Genomic DNA, 13595 nt, shown 5'->3' on the forward strand with positions numbered 1-13595 from the left:
CAAGCGCGTACTGCGACGCGTTGTCGCAACCACTCAAGCGTGCCAGCTTCGTGCCGCTATCGATGCCTCTGCCCATCGCAAACGCAGCGCGCGTGACGCTGCGCACAGCGCATCTGTGGATTGTTGGTTGCGATTCATTTTCGCGCACTTCCAGCGGCGCCGAGACAAACAGTTACGAATGGAAACATTCTAGAATCGCGCCCCCCACGTTGGTTTGCAGCACCCCACGCGCCCATAGAACGGGCGCTTGTTTTTACTGAAACACGAGATTTCACGGATGTCCCTGAAAACCAATCCGCTGCGCAACGCGATCGTCATCGCGCTGGCCGCCAGCTGCGCCACCCCCGCCTTCGCACAGAGCGCCGGCGATACCCCGACCAACCTCGACCGCATCGAAATCACCGGCTCGCGCATCCGCCAGGCCAGTGTCGAAACCGCACAGCCGGTGGTCGCGCTCAACCGCGCCGAGATCGAGAAGAAGGGCTACGTCAACGTCGCTGACATCCTGCAGGACATTCCTGCCGCCGGTGCGCCGAGCATGAGCCGCGCCTCGTCGCTGACCTCCTCGCGCGACTTCGGCGGCATGTACGTCAGCCTGCGCAACCTGGGCCCGGAACGCAGCCTGGTGCTGATCGACGGCCGCCGCATGGGCGTCAGCGCCGGCGGTTACTCCGACCTGGCCTCGATCCCGTCGTCCATCGTCGAGCGCGTGGAAGTGCTGACCGACGGCGCCTCCGCGCTGTACGGCTCCGATGCCATCGCCGGCGTGGTCAACATCATCACCCGCAAGAATTTCGATGGTGGCGAAGCCAGCGTCTATGTCGGCCAGTACGGCCAGGGTGACGGCCAGAAGCGCGCCTACAGCGCGACCTTCGGCAAGACCTTCGAGCGCGGCTGGTTCAGCGTGGGCGCCGAGCGCACCAAGGAAGATGAGGTGCTGGGCAAGGACCGCGAGTTCAGCCGTTACACCAACGGCCCGCGCCACCCCAACGATGGCCTCAATGGCAACACCCCGTGGGGCTACGTCACCGTCGGTGGCAAGAACCTGACGGTAGGCCCGGGCGGCGACCCGGGCAAGGCCGGCAACTTCCATGCGCCGGACCCGGCTGATGGTGCCAACACCAAGTCGAACATGAGCCTGCTGACAGGCCTGGAACGCACCTCGGTGTTCGCCAACGGTGGCTTCTCGATCACCGACAACCTGCGCATCGTCGCCGACGCGTTGTACAGCAAGCGCGAGTCGACCAAGCACCTGGCCGGTTACCCGTACTCGGTCAGCGCCGCACAGGCCCGCAATGGCAGCCGTGCCGCCCTGTCCAAGGACAGCGCGTTCAACCTGTGGGGCCAGGATGCGCTGTTCGCGCACCGTACCGAGGAACTGCCGCGCGGCACCGAGAACAACCTGGAAACCAAGCGCGCCAGCATTGGTCTGGAAGGCAGCTTCGAAACCGGTTCGCGGTACTGGGACTGGAACGTCAACTACATGTACAACCGCAACGAAGGCGAGCGCATCGGTACCGGCAGCATGTACCAGCCGCACGTCAACCTGGCCGTCGGCCCGTCCTTCATGGACGGCAACGTGGCCCGCTGCGGTGCGCCGGGCGCGGTGATCGCCGGCTGCGTGCCGTGGAACCCGGCCGCCCCGATGGGTTACACCGGACCCGGCTCGCTGAGCAACCAGGACGTGCAGGACTACCTGTTCACCCGCTTCGTCGACAAGATGCAGAGCACCACCAAGGTCGCCAGCGGCAACATCTCCGGCTCGCTGTTCACCCTGCCGGCCGGCGACATCCTGGCCGCGATGGGCTTCGAGCACCGCAGCGAAGAAGCCAGCTACACTCCGGACACGATGGTGCAGAAGGGCGAGATCGCCGGCACCAGCGGCCAGCCGACCCGCGGCAACTACTCGCTCAACGAGGTCTACCTGGAGCTGCAGGTGCCGCTGCTGGCCGACCTGCCGTTCGCCCGCGAACTGTCGCTGGACATGGCCGGCCGCTACTCGGACTACAACAACTTCGGTTCGACCACCAACAGCAAGTTCGGCCTGAAGTGGAAGCCGATCGACAGCCTGCTGGTGCGCGCCACCTACGGCACCGGCTTCCGTGCGCCGACCGTGGATGACCTGTACGGCGGCACCGTCAGCAGCCGCGACTCGTTCACCGATCCGTGCGATACCTCCTTCGGTACCGCCGCCACCAGCCCGACCGTCGCTGCCCGCTGCCAGGCGCTGAAGGTGCCGGCCAACTTCCGCCAGCTCAACAGCGATGGCAGCGTGGCCACCAAGCCCGGCCAGCAGGCCACCACCGATTTCAGCTCGGGTTCCAACCCGGGCCTGAAGCCGGAAACCGCCAAGACCTGGACCGTCGGCCTGGTCTACAGCCCGGACTTCGTGCAGGGCCTGGACGTCAGCCTGGACTGGTGGAAGATCCGCATCGACAACGCCATCGTCGGTGAGTCGGCCACCAACATCCTGGAACAGTGCTACGTGCAGGGTTCGGATGCCGCCTGCGGCCGCTTCACCCGTGGCAGCAACGGCCAGGTCAACTCGCTGGACCGCTCGCTGGTCAACGCGGGCTACCGCGAAACCGCCGGCTATGACATCAACGTGCGCTACCGCCTGCCGGAAACCGCGTTCGGCAAGTTCGCCGTCAACTGGAACACCACGTACACCGACTACCTGGAGCAGCGCAACGACAGCGCCGCGACCACCCCGGTGGAACAGCGTACCGGTTGGGCCGGCGACTTCCGCGTGCGCTCCACCTTCAACCTGGATTGGCAGTATGGCGACCTCGGCATCGGCTGGACCGCGCGCTACTACTCCAGCATGAAGGAGAAGTGCTCGTACATGGATGAGTGCAACCTGCCGGGCTTCAACTCGTCGTACACCAGCGCGTCGCCGACCAACAAGGTGGGCTCCAACACCTTCCACGACCTGCAGGTGCGTTACAGCCTGCCGTGGGATGGCACCGTGTCGCTGGGCGTGAACAACGTGTTCAACCACCAGGGTCCGATCATGTACAGCCAGCCGAACAGCAGCTTCACCTACTACGGTGGCTTCGACATCGGCCGCTTCATGTACATGAAGTACCAGCAGCGCTTCTAAGCCTGCAACCGCGTTCCCGCCACGGCCATCCCTCTCTCCTGGCCGTGGACGGAAGCAGAACGGCGCCCCTCGGGGCGCCGTTCTTTTTTGGGTGGAAGCGGGTCGGATCCCTTCGCCCTGCGAAGGGCTCTGACCCCACGCGACGGATAGAACAGGGTCAGAGCCCTCCGCGTTGCGGAGGGATCCGACCCCGCAGCCCCGCCGGCGCTAGCGCTTGGCGCGCATCGTGCGGATGTTGTCGCCGACGAACAGGATCAGGCCGGCCCAGATCGCGGCAAAACCGATCGCCTTGGCGGTATCGAACGCTTCGTGGAAGAAGAACACGCCCAGCAGCAGCTGCAGGCTCGGTGCGATGTACTGCAGGATGCCGACCAGCGACAGCGGAATGCGCTTCACGCCGTAGGCAAAGCCGATCAGCGGTACGGCGGTGACTGCGCCACCGAAGATCAGCAGCAGGTCGTTGCGCCAGCCCCAGCCATGGAAGAACGCACCGCCATGGCCGTTTTCCGCCCAGATCGCGAAGGCCAGCGCCGGCAGGAACAGGTACATGCTTTCCACGCCCAGGCCGGCCACCGGGTCGACCGAGACCAGCTTGCGCAACAGCCCATACAGGCCGAACGAACAAGCCAGGCCGAGCGCGATCCACGGCGGTGTGCCGGCGTCGATGGTCAGCCAGGCCACGCCCACCGCCGCCATCGCCACCGCCACCCATTGCAGGCGGCGCAGGCGTTCCTTCAGCACCAGCACGCCCAGCAGCACGTTCACCAGCGGGTTGATGAAGTAGCCCAGGCTGGTCTCGATGACATGACCGGCGTTGACCGCCCAGATGTACAGGCCCCAGTTGAAGGCGATGGTCAGGCTCGACACCAGCAGGATCGGCAGCGCGCGCGGCTGCGCGGCGATCTTCTGCCACCAGCCCAGGCGCGAGCTGATCAGCAGCCAGCCCAGCACCAGCGCGGTGCTCCAGATGATGCGGTGGGCGATGATCTGGAACGAAGGCACCTCGTTGAGCAGGTGCCAGTACACCGGCACCAGGCCCCAGATCACGAAGGTGGACGCGGTGACCAGCAGGCCCCGGCGTTGTTCTTTCTCGTCCATGCTCATCTCTTTCGCGTCCTTGCCATCGTCAGTACCACCACACCCAGGAGAATCACCGCCATCGCCAGCAGGTCGCGCCAGCCGAAACGCTCACCGTTGAGCAGCGCGCCGAGCAGCACCGCGATCACCGGATTGACGTACGCATAGCTGCCGGCCAGCGCCGGGCGCACGTTCTGCAGCAGCCACACGTAGGCAGTGAACGCGACGATGGAGCCGAACACGCACAGGTACGCCATCGCCAGCAGGCCACCGGTATCGGGCAGCGTGCTCGGGCGCTCGCCGACCGCCAGGCCGATCAGCACCAGCAGCACGCCACCGCAGATCATCTGCCCGGCCGCGGTCATGAACGGGCCCGGCAGGTCCAGCCCGCGTGCCCACACCGAACCGAAGGCCCAGCCGATCGGCGCGATCAGCAGCAGCACCAGCCCGGTCGGCGAGGCGGTCAGGCTGCTGCCGGCATTGAGCCAGACCACACCGAGGAAGCCGATGGCGATGCCCAGCCACTCACCGCGGCTGGCATGCTGCCCGCGCAGCGCCGAGAACAGCGCCATCCACAGCGGCACCGAGGCCACCGCGGTGGCGGCCAGGCCCGAGGACACCTCACGCTCGGCCAGCACCACCATGCCGTTGCCCAGCACCAGCATGGTCACGCCCATGATGACCAGGTTGCGCCATTGCCGCAGGGTCGGGTTCGGCAGCTTCCAGAACAGGCGCAGCGCCAGGAACATCAGGCCGCCGGCAATGATGAAGCGGCTGCCGGAGACCATCGTCAGCGGCAGTGCGCCGCCGTGCAGGGCCTTGGCGATGCCCAGGTAGGTCGAGCCCCAGACCACGTAGACCAGCAGCAGTGCCAGCGCGACAAGGCCACCCCGGGGGGCAGCCGCAGACGAAGAGGGGGGAACCGACATGACACACCAGGGAGCCGGGGGAAGGCGGATTCTAGGACGTTTTGAGTATGGTCCGGGACCCCATGCGGTGGCACGCTGTCATCCATCCATGCACCCTGCTCTGGTCTGCTACCCCGTGTTGACGGTCGATGCAGTACCAAGAGGGCTGCCCGGCCGCGCCGCCCCAAGGCCGGGCGCCGTTTTCCCTGCGCACGGACGCGCCGCATCGAGGATTCCCACCCAGATGAGCACCACGCCCCAACCTGCTGTCCCCGCGAACGACCGCGCCGCCCTGCGGCGGTCGATCTCCAACACCCTCAAAGGCTCCGCCGGCAACCTGGTGGAGTGGTACGACGTCTACGTGTACTCGGTGTTCGCCGTGTACTTCGAATCGCAGTTCTTCTCGCCCGACGACAAGAACTCCACGATGTACGTGTGGGCGATCTTCGCCGCGACCTTCCTGATGCGCCCGATCGGCGCCTGGTTCTTCGGCCGCTTCGCCGACCGCCATGGCCGCCGCCTGGCGCTGACCGTCTCGGTCACGTTGATGGCGCTGTGCTCGTTCCTGATCGCCATCACCCCCACCGCCGCCAGCATCGGCATCTGGGCCGCGGTCATCCTGCTGTTCGCACGGCTGCTGCAGGGCTTCGCCACCGGTGGCGAGTACGGCGCCAGCGCCACCTACATGTCCGAAGCCGCCATTCCCGGCCGCCGCGGCTTCCTGTCGTCCTTCCACTACGTCACCCTGGTTGGCGGCCACGTGCTGGCCCAGCTGACCCTGCTGCTGATGCTGACCTTCTGGGGCAAGCCGGAAATCTCCGAGTGGGGCTGGCGCATCGCCTTCGGCATCGGCGGCATCGCCGCGGTGGTGGTGTTCTGGCTGCGCCGTGGCATGGACGAGTCGCTGTCGGAGTCGTCCATCGAGGCCGCGCGCGAGGGCAAGGCGCAGAAGTCCGGCTCGATGTACGAGCTGTTCGTGCACCAGTGGCGACCGCTGCTGCTGTGCTTCCTGATCACCGCCGGCGGCACCGTGGCCTTCTACACCTACTCGGTGAACGGCCCGAAGATGATCCAGAGCGCCTTCGCCGGCAACGATCCGATGACCGGCACCCTGATCAACCTGGGCGTGCTGGCCTTCCTGATGGTGCTGCAGCCGGTCGGTGGCTGGCTGTCGGACATCATCGGCCGCAAGACCCTGCTGGTGTTCTTCGGCGTCGGCGGCGTGCTGTACAGCTGGTACCTGATCACCCAGCTGCCGCACCAGCATGACGCCACCCTGGCCTTCCTGACCCTGGCGCTGGCCTTCGTCATCCTCACCGGCTACACCTCCATCAACGCGGTGGTGAAGGCCGAGCTGTTCCCCACCCACGTGCGTGCACTGGGCGTGGGCCTGGGCTATGCGCTGGCCAACTCGCTGTTCGGTGGCACCGCCCCGCTGCTGTACCAGGGCGCGCTGAAGACCGGCCACGTCGATTGGTTCGCCCTCTACGTGACTGCCACGATCGCGGTATCGTTGGTGGTCTATGTGTTCTTCCTCACCAACAAGGGCCCGAACTGGCTCGACGGCACCCGCAAGTAAGCGCGTTGCCCTGATCGCGGCCACCGGTGCAATGCCGGTGGCCGCTGCGTCTCCCGCTCCTCCACTGATGTGGATCGCGGTGACGCTGGCCGCAGCCACGGCACTGGCCTGGCTGCTGCGCCGCCCCAGCGCACAGGCCGCATGGCCACGCATCGGCTTCGGGATCGCCCTGCTGCTGTTCTGCGCCGCACTGGCGCTGCAGCTGGCAGTGGACCTGGGCAGCGGCCACAGCTCGCTGCAACTGCGCCTGCATCGCGGCGTCAACGGCGGATCGCTGGTCGGCCTGCGCACGATGGTGGCGTGCTATCTGGCAGCGCTCGCCGCCAGCGGCTGGGGCGCCTGGAAGCTGCTGCGCCGGCGCTGACGAACACCCGGTCGTGCCGCCCGCTGGCCGACACCTCCACATTCTTTCGGTCGTGCCGGCCGCTGGCCGGCAACTCAACATTCCTTTGGTAGTGCCGGCCGCTGGCCGACAACGCCACCTTCTTTCGGTAGTGCCGGCCGCTGGCCGGCAACCTCATGAACCTCCGGAAAGAGCAGGCAGTTGCCGGCCAGCGGCCGGCACTACCTCAGCGGCGGGCCGCTTCGCTCTTGTCGCGCGCGCCGCGGAACTCCGATTCCTTTTCCCACGTCGGCCAGCGGCGGCTGTTGGCCAGCTCCGCGCCCAGGTCGTAGACCAGCAGGGTATCGGCAGCGTGGCCGCTCGGGTCCCAGCGCGGCGTCCAGGCATCGCAGGCCTGGTGGTAGCAATCGGCGAAGTACTTCTCGCGCAGCGCGCGGCCGGCTTCAACCCCACCGTCCAGCTTGTCCAGGCCCGGGCCGATGGTGATTGCCGGCACGCCCAGGCGGGCGAAGGCGAAGTGGTCAGCGCGGTAGAAGAAGCCCGCTTCCAGGTTCGGGTCCGGGCTGTAGCTGCGGCCGCGGGCCTTGGCCACGCGTTCCAGGTCGCCTTCCAGCGAGACCCGGCCCTTGCCCCACGACGCGATGTCGCGGGTCGGGCCATCCGGGCTGAACATCTCGATGTTCAGCACCGCGGCGGTCTTGTCCAGCGGCGCCAGCGGGTGCGCGGCGTAGTAGCTGGCGCCCAGCAGGCCCTTCTCTTCGGCGGTCAGCGCCACGAAGTACAGCGTGCGCTGCGGCTGCGGGCCGGCGGCGAACACCCGGCCCAGTTCCAGCACCGTGGCCACGCCGGTGGCGTTGTCGATCGCACCGCGGCGGATGCGGTCGCCCTTGGCGTCGGGCTGGCCGATGCCGAACGCATCCCAGTGCGCAGAGAAGATCACCGCCTCGTCGCCATGCTCGCCACCGGGCAGCTTGGCCACCACGTTGCGGGTCACCACCTGCTCGCGCTTCAGCGCGAAGTCCACGCTCAGCTTGGCGTTGTCCAGTGCCACCGGGCGGAAGTCGGCGCGCATCGCCTTGCGCTTCTCCGCATCAAAGTCCAGGCCGGCGTCGGCGAAGATCGCCTCGGCCAGCTCGCGCTGCATCCAGCCACGCAGCGGCGTGTGCTGCGCCATCGCCTCGTCCTGGCCGCGCTCGATGTCGAACAGCGGCGATGTGCCCGAGCTCTTCACCGTGGCCCAGCCGTAGGCGGCCGGCGCGGTCTCGTGCACGATCAGCACGCCTTCGGCACCACGGCGTGCGGCTTCCTCGAACTTGTAGGTCCAGCGGCCGTAGTAGGTCACCGCCTTGCCGTCGAATGCGCCCGGTGCATCGGCTTCGAAATCGGCATCGTTGATCAGCACCACGGCGATCTTGCCGTGCAGGTCCACGTCCTTGTAGTCGTTCCACTGGCGTTCCGGCGCATCGATGCCATAGCCGACGAACACCAGCGGCGCATTCCTGATCTGCACGCGCTTGCGCGGCTGCAGGCTCTGCAGGGTCACGTCCACGCCATTGGCCAGCGCACGCTTGCCCTGCTTCAGCGACAGGCTGGCCTTGGCCGGGCCGTCCAGCTGCGCGCGCACCAACGGGACCGGCTGCACCCAGCTGCCATCCACGCCGCCGGGCTGCAGGCCGTAGCTGCGGAACTGCTCGATCAGGTACTGCACCGTGCGCTCTTCACCCTCGGTGGCCGGCGCGCGGCCCTCGAATTCATCCGACGCCAGAACGCGCACATGGCGCGACAGCGCCTGCGGATCGATGCCGCCACCCGGCAGGTCGTTGGCCGCATGGGCAAGGCCACCGACGAACAGGCAGGACGACAGCAGCAACACGCGCATCGGATTCACGGCAGTACCACGGCTAGCTTGGAAGTCACCAGAGTGTAACGTGGTCGTGACATCACGGCGCGGCTTGGGCCCGCGTCATCCACGCAGGGCGTGGATCTACCTGCTGATGCGATCCAGCCAGCAGGCCAGGCCCTGTGCATTGAGCTCGATATCCATCGCCAGCACGGTGGTCACTGCCGCATCGTCCAGCGCACAGCCATGCAGCTGTGCACGTTCCAGATACAGCGCCTGCAACGCGGCCAACAGGCAACGATGGCGGTCCGGTCGACCGTCGCACTGGCGGCCAATGGCGGCCATCGCATCGATCTGCTCGAACAGGTCGCCGGCCAGTTTCTCCACCTGTTCCACACGACCGTAGTGGGTCAGGTACATCGCCTGCGGGCCGTAGCCCAGCATGCGCTGGATCGAGGCCTTCATCGCCTCCGGGTCGAACTGCACCGGCGAGGAGGTCGGGAAGATGAAAGCGCCCTGCGCGCTGTCCAGCTCGCGGTAGGAGATACCGAAGGTATCGCCGGTGAACCAGCTGCGGCTGCGCGCATCCCATACGCAATAGTGGTGCAGCGCGTGACCCGGCGTGTGCAGCAGCACCAGCTCGCGGCCGGCCAGATCGATGCGGTGGCCGTCTTCGGCCACCACCACGCGCGACTCCGGAATCGCCTCGATGCGGCCATAGCTGCGCGCGATCTCTTCGGCGCCATACACCGCCGTGGCACCGGCGATCAGCCGGGTCGGGTCGATCATGTGCGGCGCACCGCGCGGGTGCAGCACCGCCTTTGCGTTGGGCAGCTGCTGCATCAGCAGGCCGGCGCCGCCGGCGTGGTCCAGGTGCACGTGCGTGAGCAGCAACCAGTCCACCGCTTCCACGCCCAGGCCGGCATCCGCCAGCGCCTGCAGCATCGCCGGCACCGACAGGCCGGTGCCGCAGTCGACAAACGCGGCGCGGCCGTTTTCAACGATCAGGTAAGCCGCGTCGAAGTCCGGGCGCTGGAAGCCGGTATCGATGGTGTGGATGCTGGGGTCGGCGGTCATCGGCACGCACCTGGCAGGATCGGGAACAGACGCCCATGGTAGGCGCGCAGGCGGCCCGGGTTCGATGCGGCTTTGGTCGGAGTCCAGATTCCGTAGAGCCGAGCCCATGCTCGGCTGCCTTTCTGCCAGACATCAGCCGAGCATGGGCTCGGCTCTACAGAGGGCGCGTGCAGTCGAGCATGGCTCGACTCTACAAAGGCGGGGTTACCGGTCCAGCCAGCGCGGTCGCAGCAGCAACGCCAGCACCAGCACCGCCAGGAACGCGCCGTAGGCGTACAGCACCGCCAGCACCTGCGGCCAGATCGGGCCGGCGCCGGGTTGCACCACGCCGATGCGGTAGCCCCACAGCATCGACACAATGCTCAGCGCGAACGCCAGTACCAGGGTGGTGCCATCGAACAGGCGCCGCCGCGCGGTACGCGGCTGGCGCGGGAACAGCCAGTACAGGCTGCCCAGCAGCAGGAACCAGGGCAGGAACAGCAGCAGCGACAACCAGGCCATCGCAGACTCCATGTCATCGCGCCGGCGGCGCGCGGACATCATGCCATGGGTGCTGTGCCACGGTCGTGCCGGCGGGGGGCTTCCCTGTAGAGCCGAGCCCATGCTCGGCTCTACAGGGGCGGAGCAAAGTCGAGCATGGCTCGACTCTACAAAGGGCAGGCAGGCCCGGCGATCAGGCCGCTTCGCGCAGCACGGCCAGTGCGGCCAGCACGGCGTCCACCTCGGCGTCCAGCTTGAACAGCTCGCTCTGCAGCTGGTCGCCCTGCTCGGCCTGCTTGATCACCGCGATCAGCTGGCCGGCATCACGCGGCGAATCGAAGCCTTCGCTCTGGATCAGCAGCGTGCCGTCGCCGGCGGTCAGCTTGAAGTAGAACCGGCCGTCCTTCTCGCGGTACTGCTTGAATTGCGGCGGCGCCACGCGGGCCACGCCGGCATCTTCGCTGGCGATGTCGCCCGCCGTGGACAGGTCGCGCAGACCCACGGCGTGGCGCAGTTCTTCCAGCAGCGGTGCCGCCAACTGCTCGCGCAGCTGCTGCCCACGGCGCTTGAGCAGCGCTTCGATCTTCTCCGGCTCGGCCATCAGCGCGTTGTAGCGCTCGCGCAGCGGCGACAGTTCGCTGTCGATGCGCTCGAACAACTGCTGCTTGGCGTCGCCCCAGCTGATGCCGGCAGCGAACGCCTTGGCGAACTCTGCGGTCTGTTCCGGCGTGGCGAACGCCTGGTACATCTGGAACAGCGCCGAGCCTTCGGTGTCCTTCGGCTCACCCGGTGCGCGCGAGTCGGTCAGGATCGAGAACACCAGCTTCTTCAGCTCCTCGCGCGGCACGAACAGCGGAATGGTGTTGTGGTAGCTCTTGCTCATCTTGCGGCCATCCAGGCCGGCCAGCGTCGCCACCTGCTCATCGATCACCACGTCCGGCAGCGGGAAGTACTCCTTGCCGTACACGTGGTTGAAGCGCTGGGCGAAATCGCGCGCCATCTCGATGTGCTGGATCTGGTCACGGCCCACCGGCACCTGGTTGGCCTTGAAGATCAGGATGTCGGCGGCCATCAGCACCGGGTACATGAACAGGCCGGCGCTGACGCCTGCGTCCTCGTCCACGCCTTCCTCGCGGTTCTTGTCCACTGCCGCCTTGTAGGCGTGCGCCCGGTTGAGGATGCCCTTGCTGGCGATGGCGGTCAGGAACCACATCAGCTCGGTGGTCTCGCGGATGTCGCTCTGGCGGTAGAACCACACATGCTCCGGGTCCAGGCCGCAGGCCAGCCAGCTGGCCGCGATCTCCAGGGTCGCGCGCTGGGTGCGCTGCGGGTCCTGCGACTTGATCAGGCTGTGCAGGTCGGCCAGGAAGAAGAAGCTCTCGATCCCCGGCGCGCGGCTGGCCGCGATGGCCGGACGGATGGCGCCAACGTAGTTGCCCAGGTGGGGCGTGCCGGAGGGGGTGATGCCGGTAAGGACTCGGGTCGTCATGACTGCGTGGGGTAACCTTCGATGAACGGGGCCAGTTTACCTTGCACGCCACCAACCCCGTCAGGGCCTGCGGCGCGTTCATTCACCCAACCCCGCTGGAGACGCCCGATGAAACGCCTGCTGCCCCTGCTGCTGATCCTGCCCCTGGCCGGCTTCCGCCCGGCGCCACCTCCGCCACCGGCCTACGAAGGCGGCCCGGTGCGCATGACCCTGGTCGACCGCGACCGTGGCACCGAACTGCGCAGCTACCCCGCCGAGGGCCAGCGCTGGGTGGCCGGCGAGCGCGGCCACCGCTACGCCGTGCGCCTGTACAACGACAGCCCGCGCCGGGTGCTGGTGGTGCTGTCGGTGGACGGCGTCAACGCCGTCTCCGGCGAGGATGCCGATCCCTCGCAGACCGGCTACGTGCTCAGCCCCGGCCAGCGCGCCGACATCACCGGCTGGCGCAAGAGCCAGGACGAAGTGGCGCAGTTCGTGTTCAGCAGCCCCAGCGGCAGCTATGCCAGCCGCACCGGCCGCCCGGACAACATCGGCGTTGTGGGCGTGGCGGTGTTCGAAGAGGCACGTCGCTGGCGCCCCGAGCCGATCCTGCGCCGTGGCCTGCCGCTGCCGGCCCCGGCGGCCGAAGCGGCGGCCGATGCCAGTGCCAGTGCCAATGCCAGCCGCATCGAAGGCTACGCCAGCAAGTCGCAGGCCCCAGCGCTGGGTACCGGCCACGGTGCGCGCGAGCAGTCCTCGGTGCGCGATACCGACTTCGAGCGCGCCAGCCGCAGCCCCGCACAGGTATTGCAGCTGCGCTACGACAGCGCCCGCAACCTGCGTGCGCGCGGCATTCTGGTGGATTCGCCCTCGCGCCTGCCGCGCGAACCGCAGGCGTTCCCCAACCGCTACGTGCCGGACCCGCCGGCGCGCTGATCGTCCGGCGCAGACAACACGACGCCCGCAACCTCACGGTGCGGGCGTCGTGTTGTGGGGGAAACCGAAGCGCTTACTTGTAGTCCGGGTAGTCCTTGCTCACCGCGTCCTGGAACTCGCGCACTTCCTTCTCCGCGCGGTCCTTGGCCCAGCCATAACGTTCCTGCAGGCGGCCGGCCAGATACTCGGCATTGCCTTCGGCCACATCGAAGTCGTCGTTGGTCAGATCGCCCCACTTGGCCTGCGCCTTGCCCTTCAGCTGCGACCACTTGCCGGAAATGATGTCTTTGTTCATTGCTGGGAGTCCTTGGTTGCAACGGCGTTCTTACCGTGGCTCCAGCTTCGCGCAGCGGCTGTTGAGTACCGGTCAACCGGCAATGAAATACATGCTCACCTGCTTGAATGGTTCACTCCGCTTCGACGGCCATGCGGCAAACAGCGCGCACAAAAAAGGCCGGGAAGATTCCCGGCCTTTTCGCTTTCCAATCCGCGCCGGGCTCACTTGCCCTTGGCGGCGTCCTCAACTTTTTCACCGGCCTTCTGCACGTCCTTGCCGGCACCGGCAACGGTATTGCAACCGGCCAGCAGGGCCACCGAGAACATCGACAACAGCATCAGGGCAACTACGCGCTTCATGGGCTTCTCCTTGGGTTCGCCGCTACACCGCTTCATTCGCGGATGGGGTTCTGTCGCTCGGCGGGAGGGCACACTGCCACCGCCGCCGCGTGAAGTGCAATCTGGCGGCAGCGGCGTGGAGCGGGTGTGAACGGATCGGCGATCCGTT

Annotated in this window: 12 protein-coding genes; 4 read left to right on the forward strand and 8 right to left on the reverse strand. The window is 67.2% G+C overall.

The window, feature by feature from the left end:
- Positions 1 to 277: 277 nt before the first annotated feature.
- Positions 278 to 3103: a TonB-dependent receptor gene (locus AC5P7A_RS10640; protein ID WP_495220124.1), complete on the forward strand. Its 2826-nt coding sequence runs from the start codon at positions 278 to 280 to the stop codon at positions 3101 to 3103.
- A 207-nt stretch (positions 3104 to 3310) separates the two neighbouring features.
- Here AC5P7A_RS10640 and rarD read toward each other — a convergent pair whose 3' ends face one another.
- Positions 3311 to 4207 (reverse strand): EamA family transporter RarD, encoded by an 897-nt coding sequence (gene rarD / locus AC5P7A_RS10645; protein ID WP_049441842.1) that lies wholly within the window; start codon positions 4205 to 4207, stop codon positions 3311 to 3313.
- Positions 4204 to 5109, reverse strand: a complete 906-nt coding sequence (gene yedA / locus AC5P7A_RS10650) for a drug/metabolite exporter YedA (RefSeq protein ID WP_049441840.1) — start codon at positions 5107 to 5109, stop codon at positions 4204 to 4206. The genes rarD and yedA overlap by 4 nt, the downstream gene beginning before the upstream one ends.
- A 223-nt stretch (positions 5110 to 5332) precedes the next feature.
- Here yedA and AC5P7A_RS10655 point away from each other — a divergent pair, with 223 nt between their 5' ends.
- The gene (locus AC5P7A_RS10655) at positions 5333 to 6667 is read left to right on the forward strand and encodes an MFS transporter (protein ID WP_014645636.1); all 1335 of its coding nucleotides are present in this window, start codon (positions 5333 to 5335) and stop codon (positions 6665 to 6667) included.
- Positions 6668 to 6734: 67 nt separating this feature from the next.
- Entirely contained in the window at positions 6735 to 7031 is a 297-nt protein-coding gene (locus tag AC5P7A_RS10660; RefSeq protein ID WP_014645635.1) for a hypothetical protein, read from the forward strand.
- Between the two features lie 205 nt (positions 7032 to 7236).
- Here the strand turns inward: AC5P7A_RS10660 and AC5P7A_RS10665 are convergent, their stop codons facing one another.
- The 4 genes from AC5P7A_RS10665 to AC5P7A_RS10680 form a co-directional block, all read right to left on the reverse strand.
- Complete coding sequence (locus tag AC5P7A_RS10665) at positions 7237 to 8889, reverse strand: M28 family metallopeptidase (protein WP_014645634.1); 1653 nt, start codon at positions 8887 to 8889, stop codon at positions 7237 to 7239.
- A gap of 105 nt (positions 8890 to 8994) precedes the next feature.
- Entirely contained in the window at positions 8995 to 9927 is a 933-nt protein-coding gene (locus tag AC5P7A_RS10670) for an MBL fold metallo-hydrolase (RefSeq protein WP_032956241.1), read from the reverse strand.
- A 204-nt stretch (positions 9928 to 10131) separates the two neighbouring features.
- Complete coding sequence (locus AC5P7A_RS10675; RefSeq protein ID WP_032956243.1) at positions 10132 to 10428, reverse strand: hypothetical protein; 297 nt, start codon at positions 10426 to 10428, stop codon at positions 10132 to 10134.
- A gap of 172 nt (positions 10429 to 10600) precedes the next feature.
- Positions 10601 to 11896 (reverse strand): tryptophan--tRNA ligase, encoded by a 1296-nt coding sequence (locus AC5P7A_RS10680; RefSeq protein ID WP_032956245.1) that lies wholly within the window; start codon positions 11894 to 11896, stop codon positions 10601 to 10603.
- A 108-nt stretch (positions 11897 to 12004) separates the two neighbouring features.
- On the opposite strand from AC5P7A_RS10680, the gene AC5P7A_RS10685 reads away from it, so the two are divergent.
- On the forward strand, positions 12005 to 12811 hold the full coding sequence (locus AC5P7A_RS10685) for a hypothetical protein (RefSeq protein WP_495220125.1): 807 nt from the start codon (positions 12005 to 12007) through the stop codon (positions 12809 to 12811).
- A gap of 73 nt (positions 12812 to 12884) precedes the next feature.
- Here the strand turns inward: AC5P7A_RS10685 and AC5P7A_RS10690 are convergent, their stop codons facing one another.
- Together AC5P7A_RS10690 and AC5P7A_RS10695 are read right to left on the reverse strand one after the other, a co-directional pair.
- On the reverse strand, positions 12885 to 13106 hold the full coding sequence (locus tag AC5P7A_RS10690) for a CsbD family protein (protein ID WP_004153772.1): 222 nt from the start codon (positions 13104 to 13106) through the stop codon (positions 12885 to 12887).
- 203 nt (positions 13107 to 13309) lie between these two features.
- Positions 13310 to 13447 carry an entericidin A/B family lipoprotein gene (locus AC5P7A_RS10695; RefSeq protein WP_014035659.1) on the reverse strand — a complete coding sequence of 46 codons (138 nt, stop codon included), beginning with the start codon at positions 13445 to 13447 and terminating at the stop codon, positions 13310 to 13312.
- Positions 13448 to 13595 lie beyond the last annotated feature (148 nt).

Source organism: Stenotrophomonas sp. YJH_SMC_65, assembly GCF_059369475.1.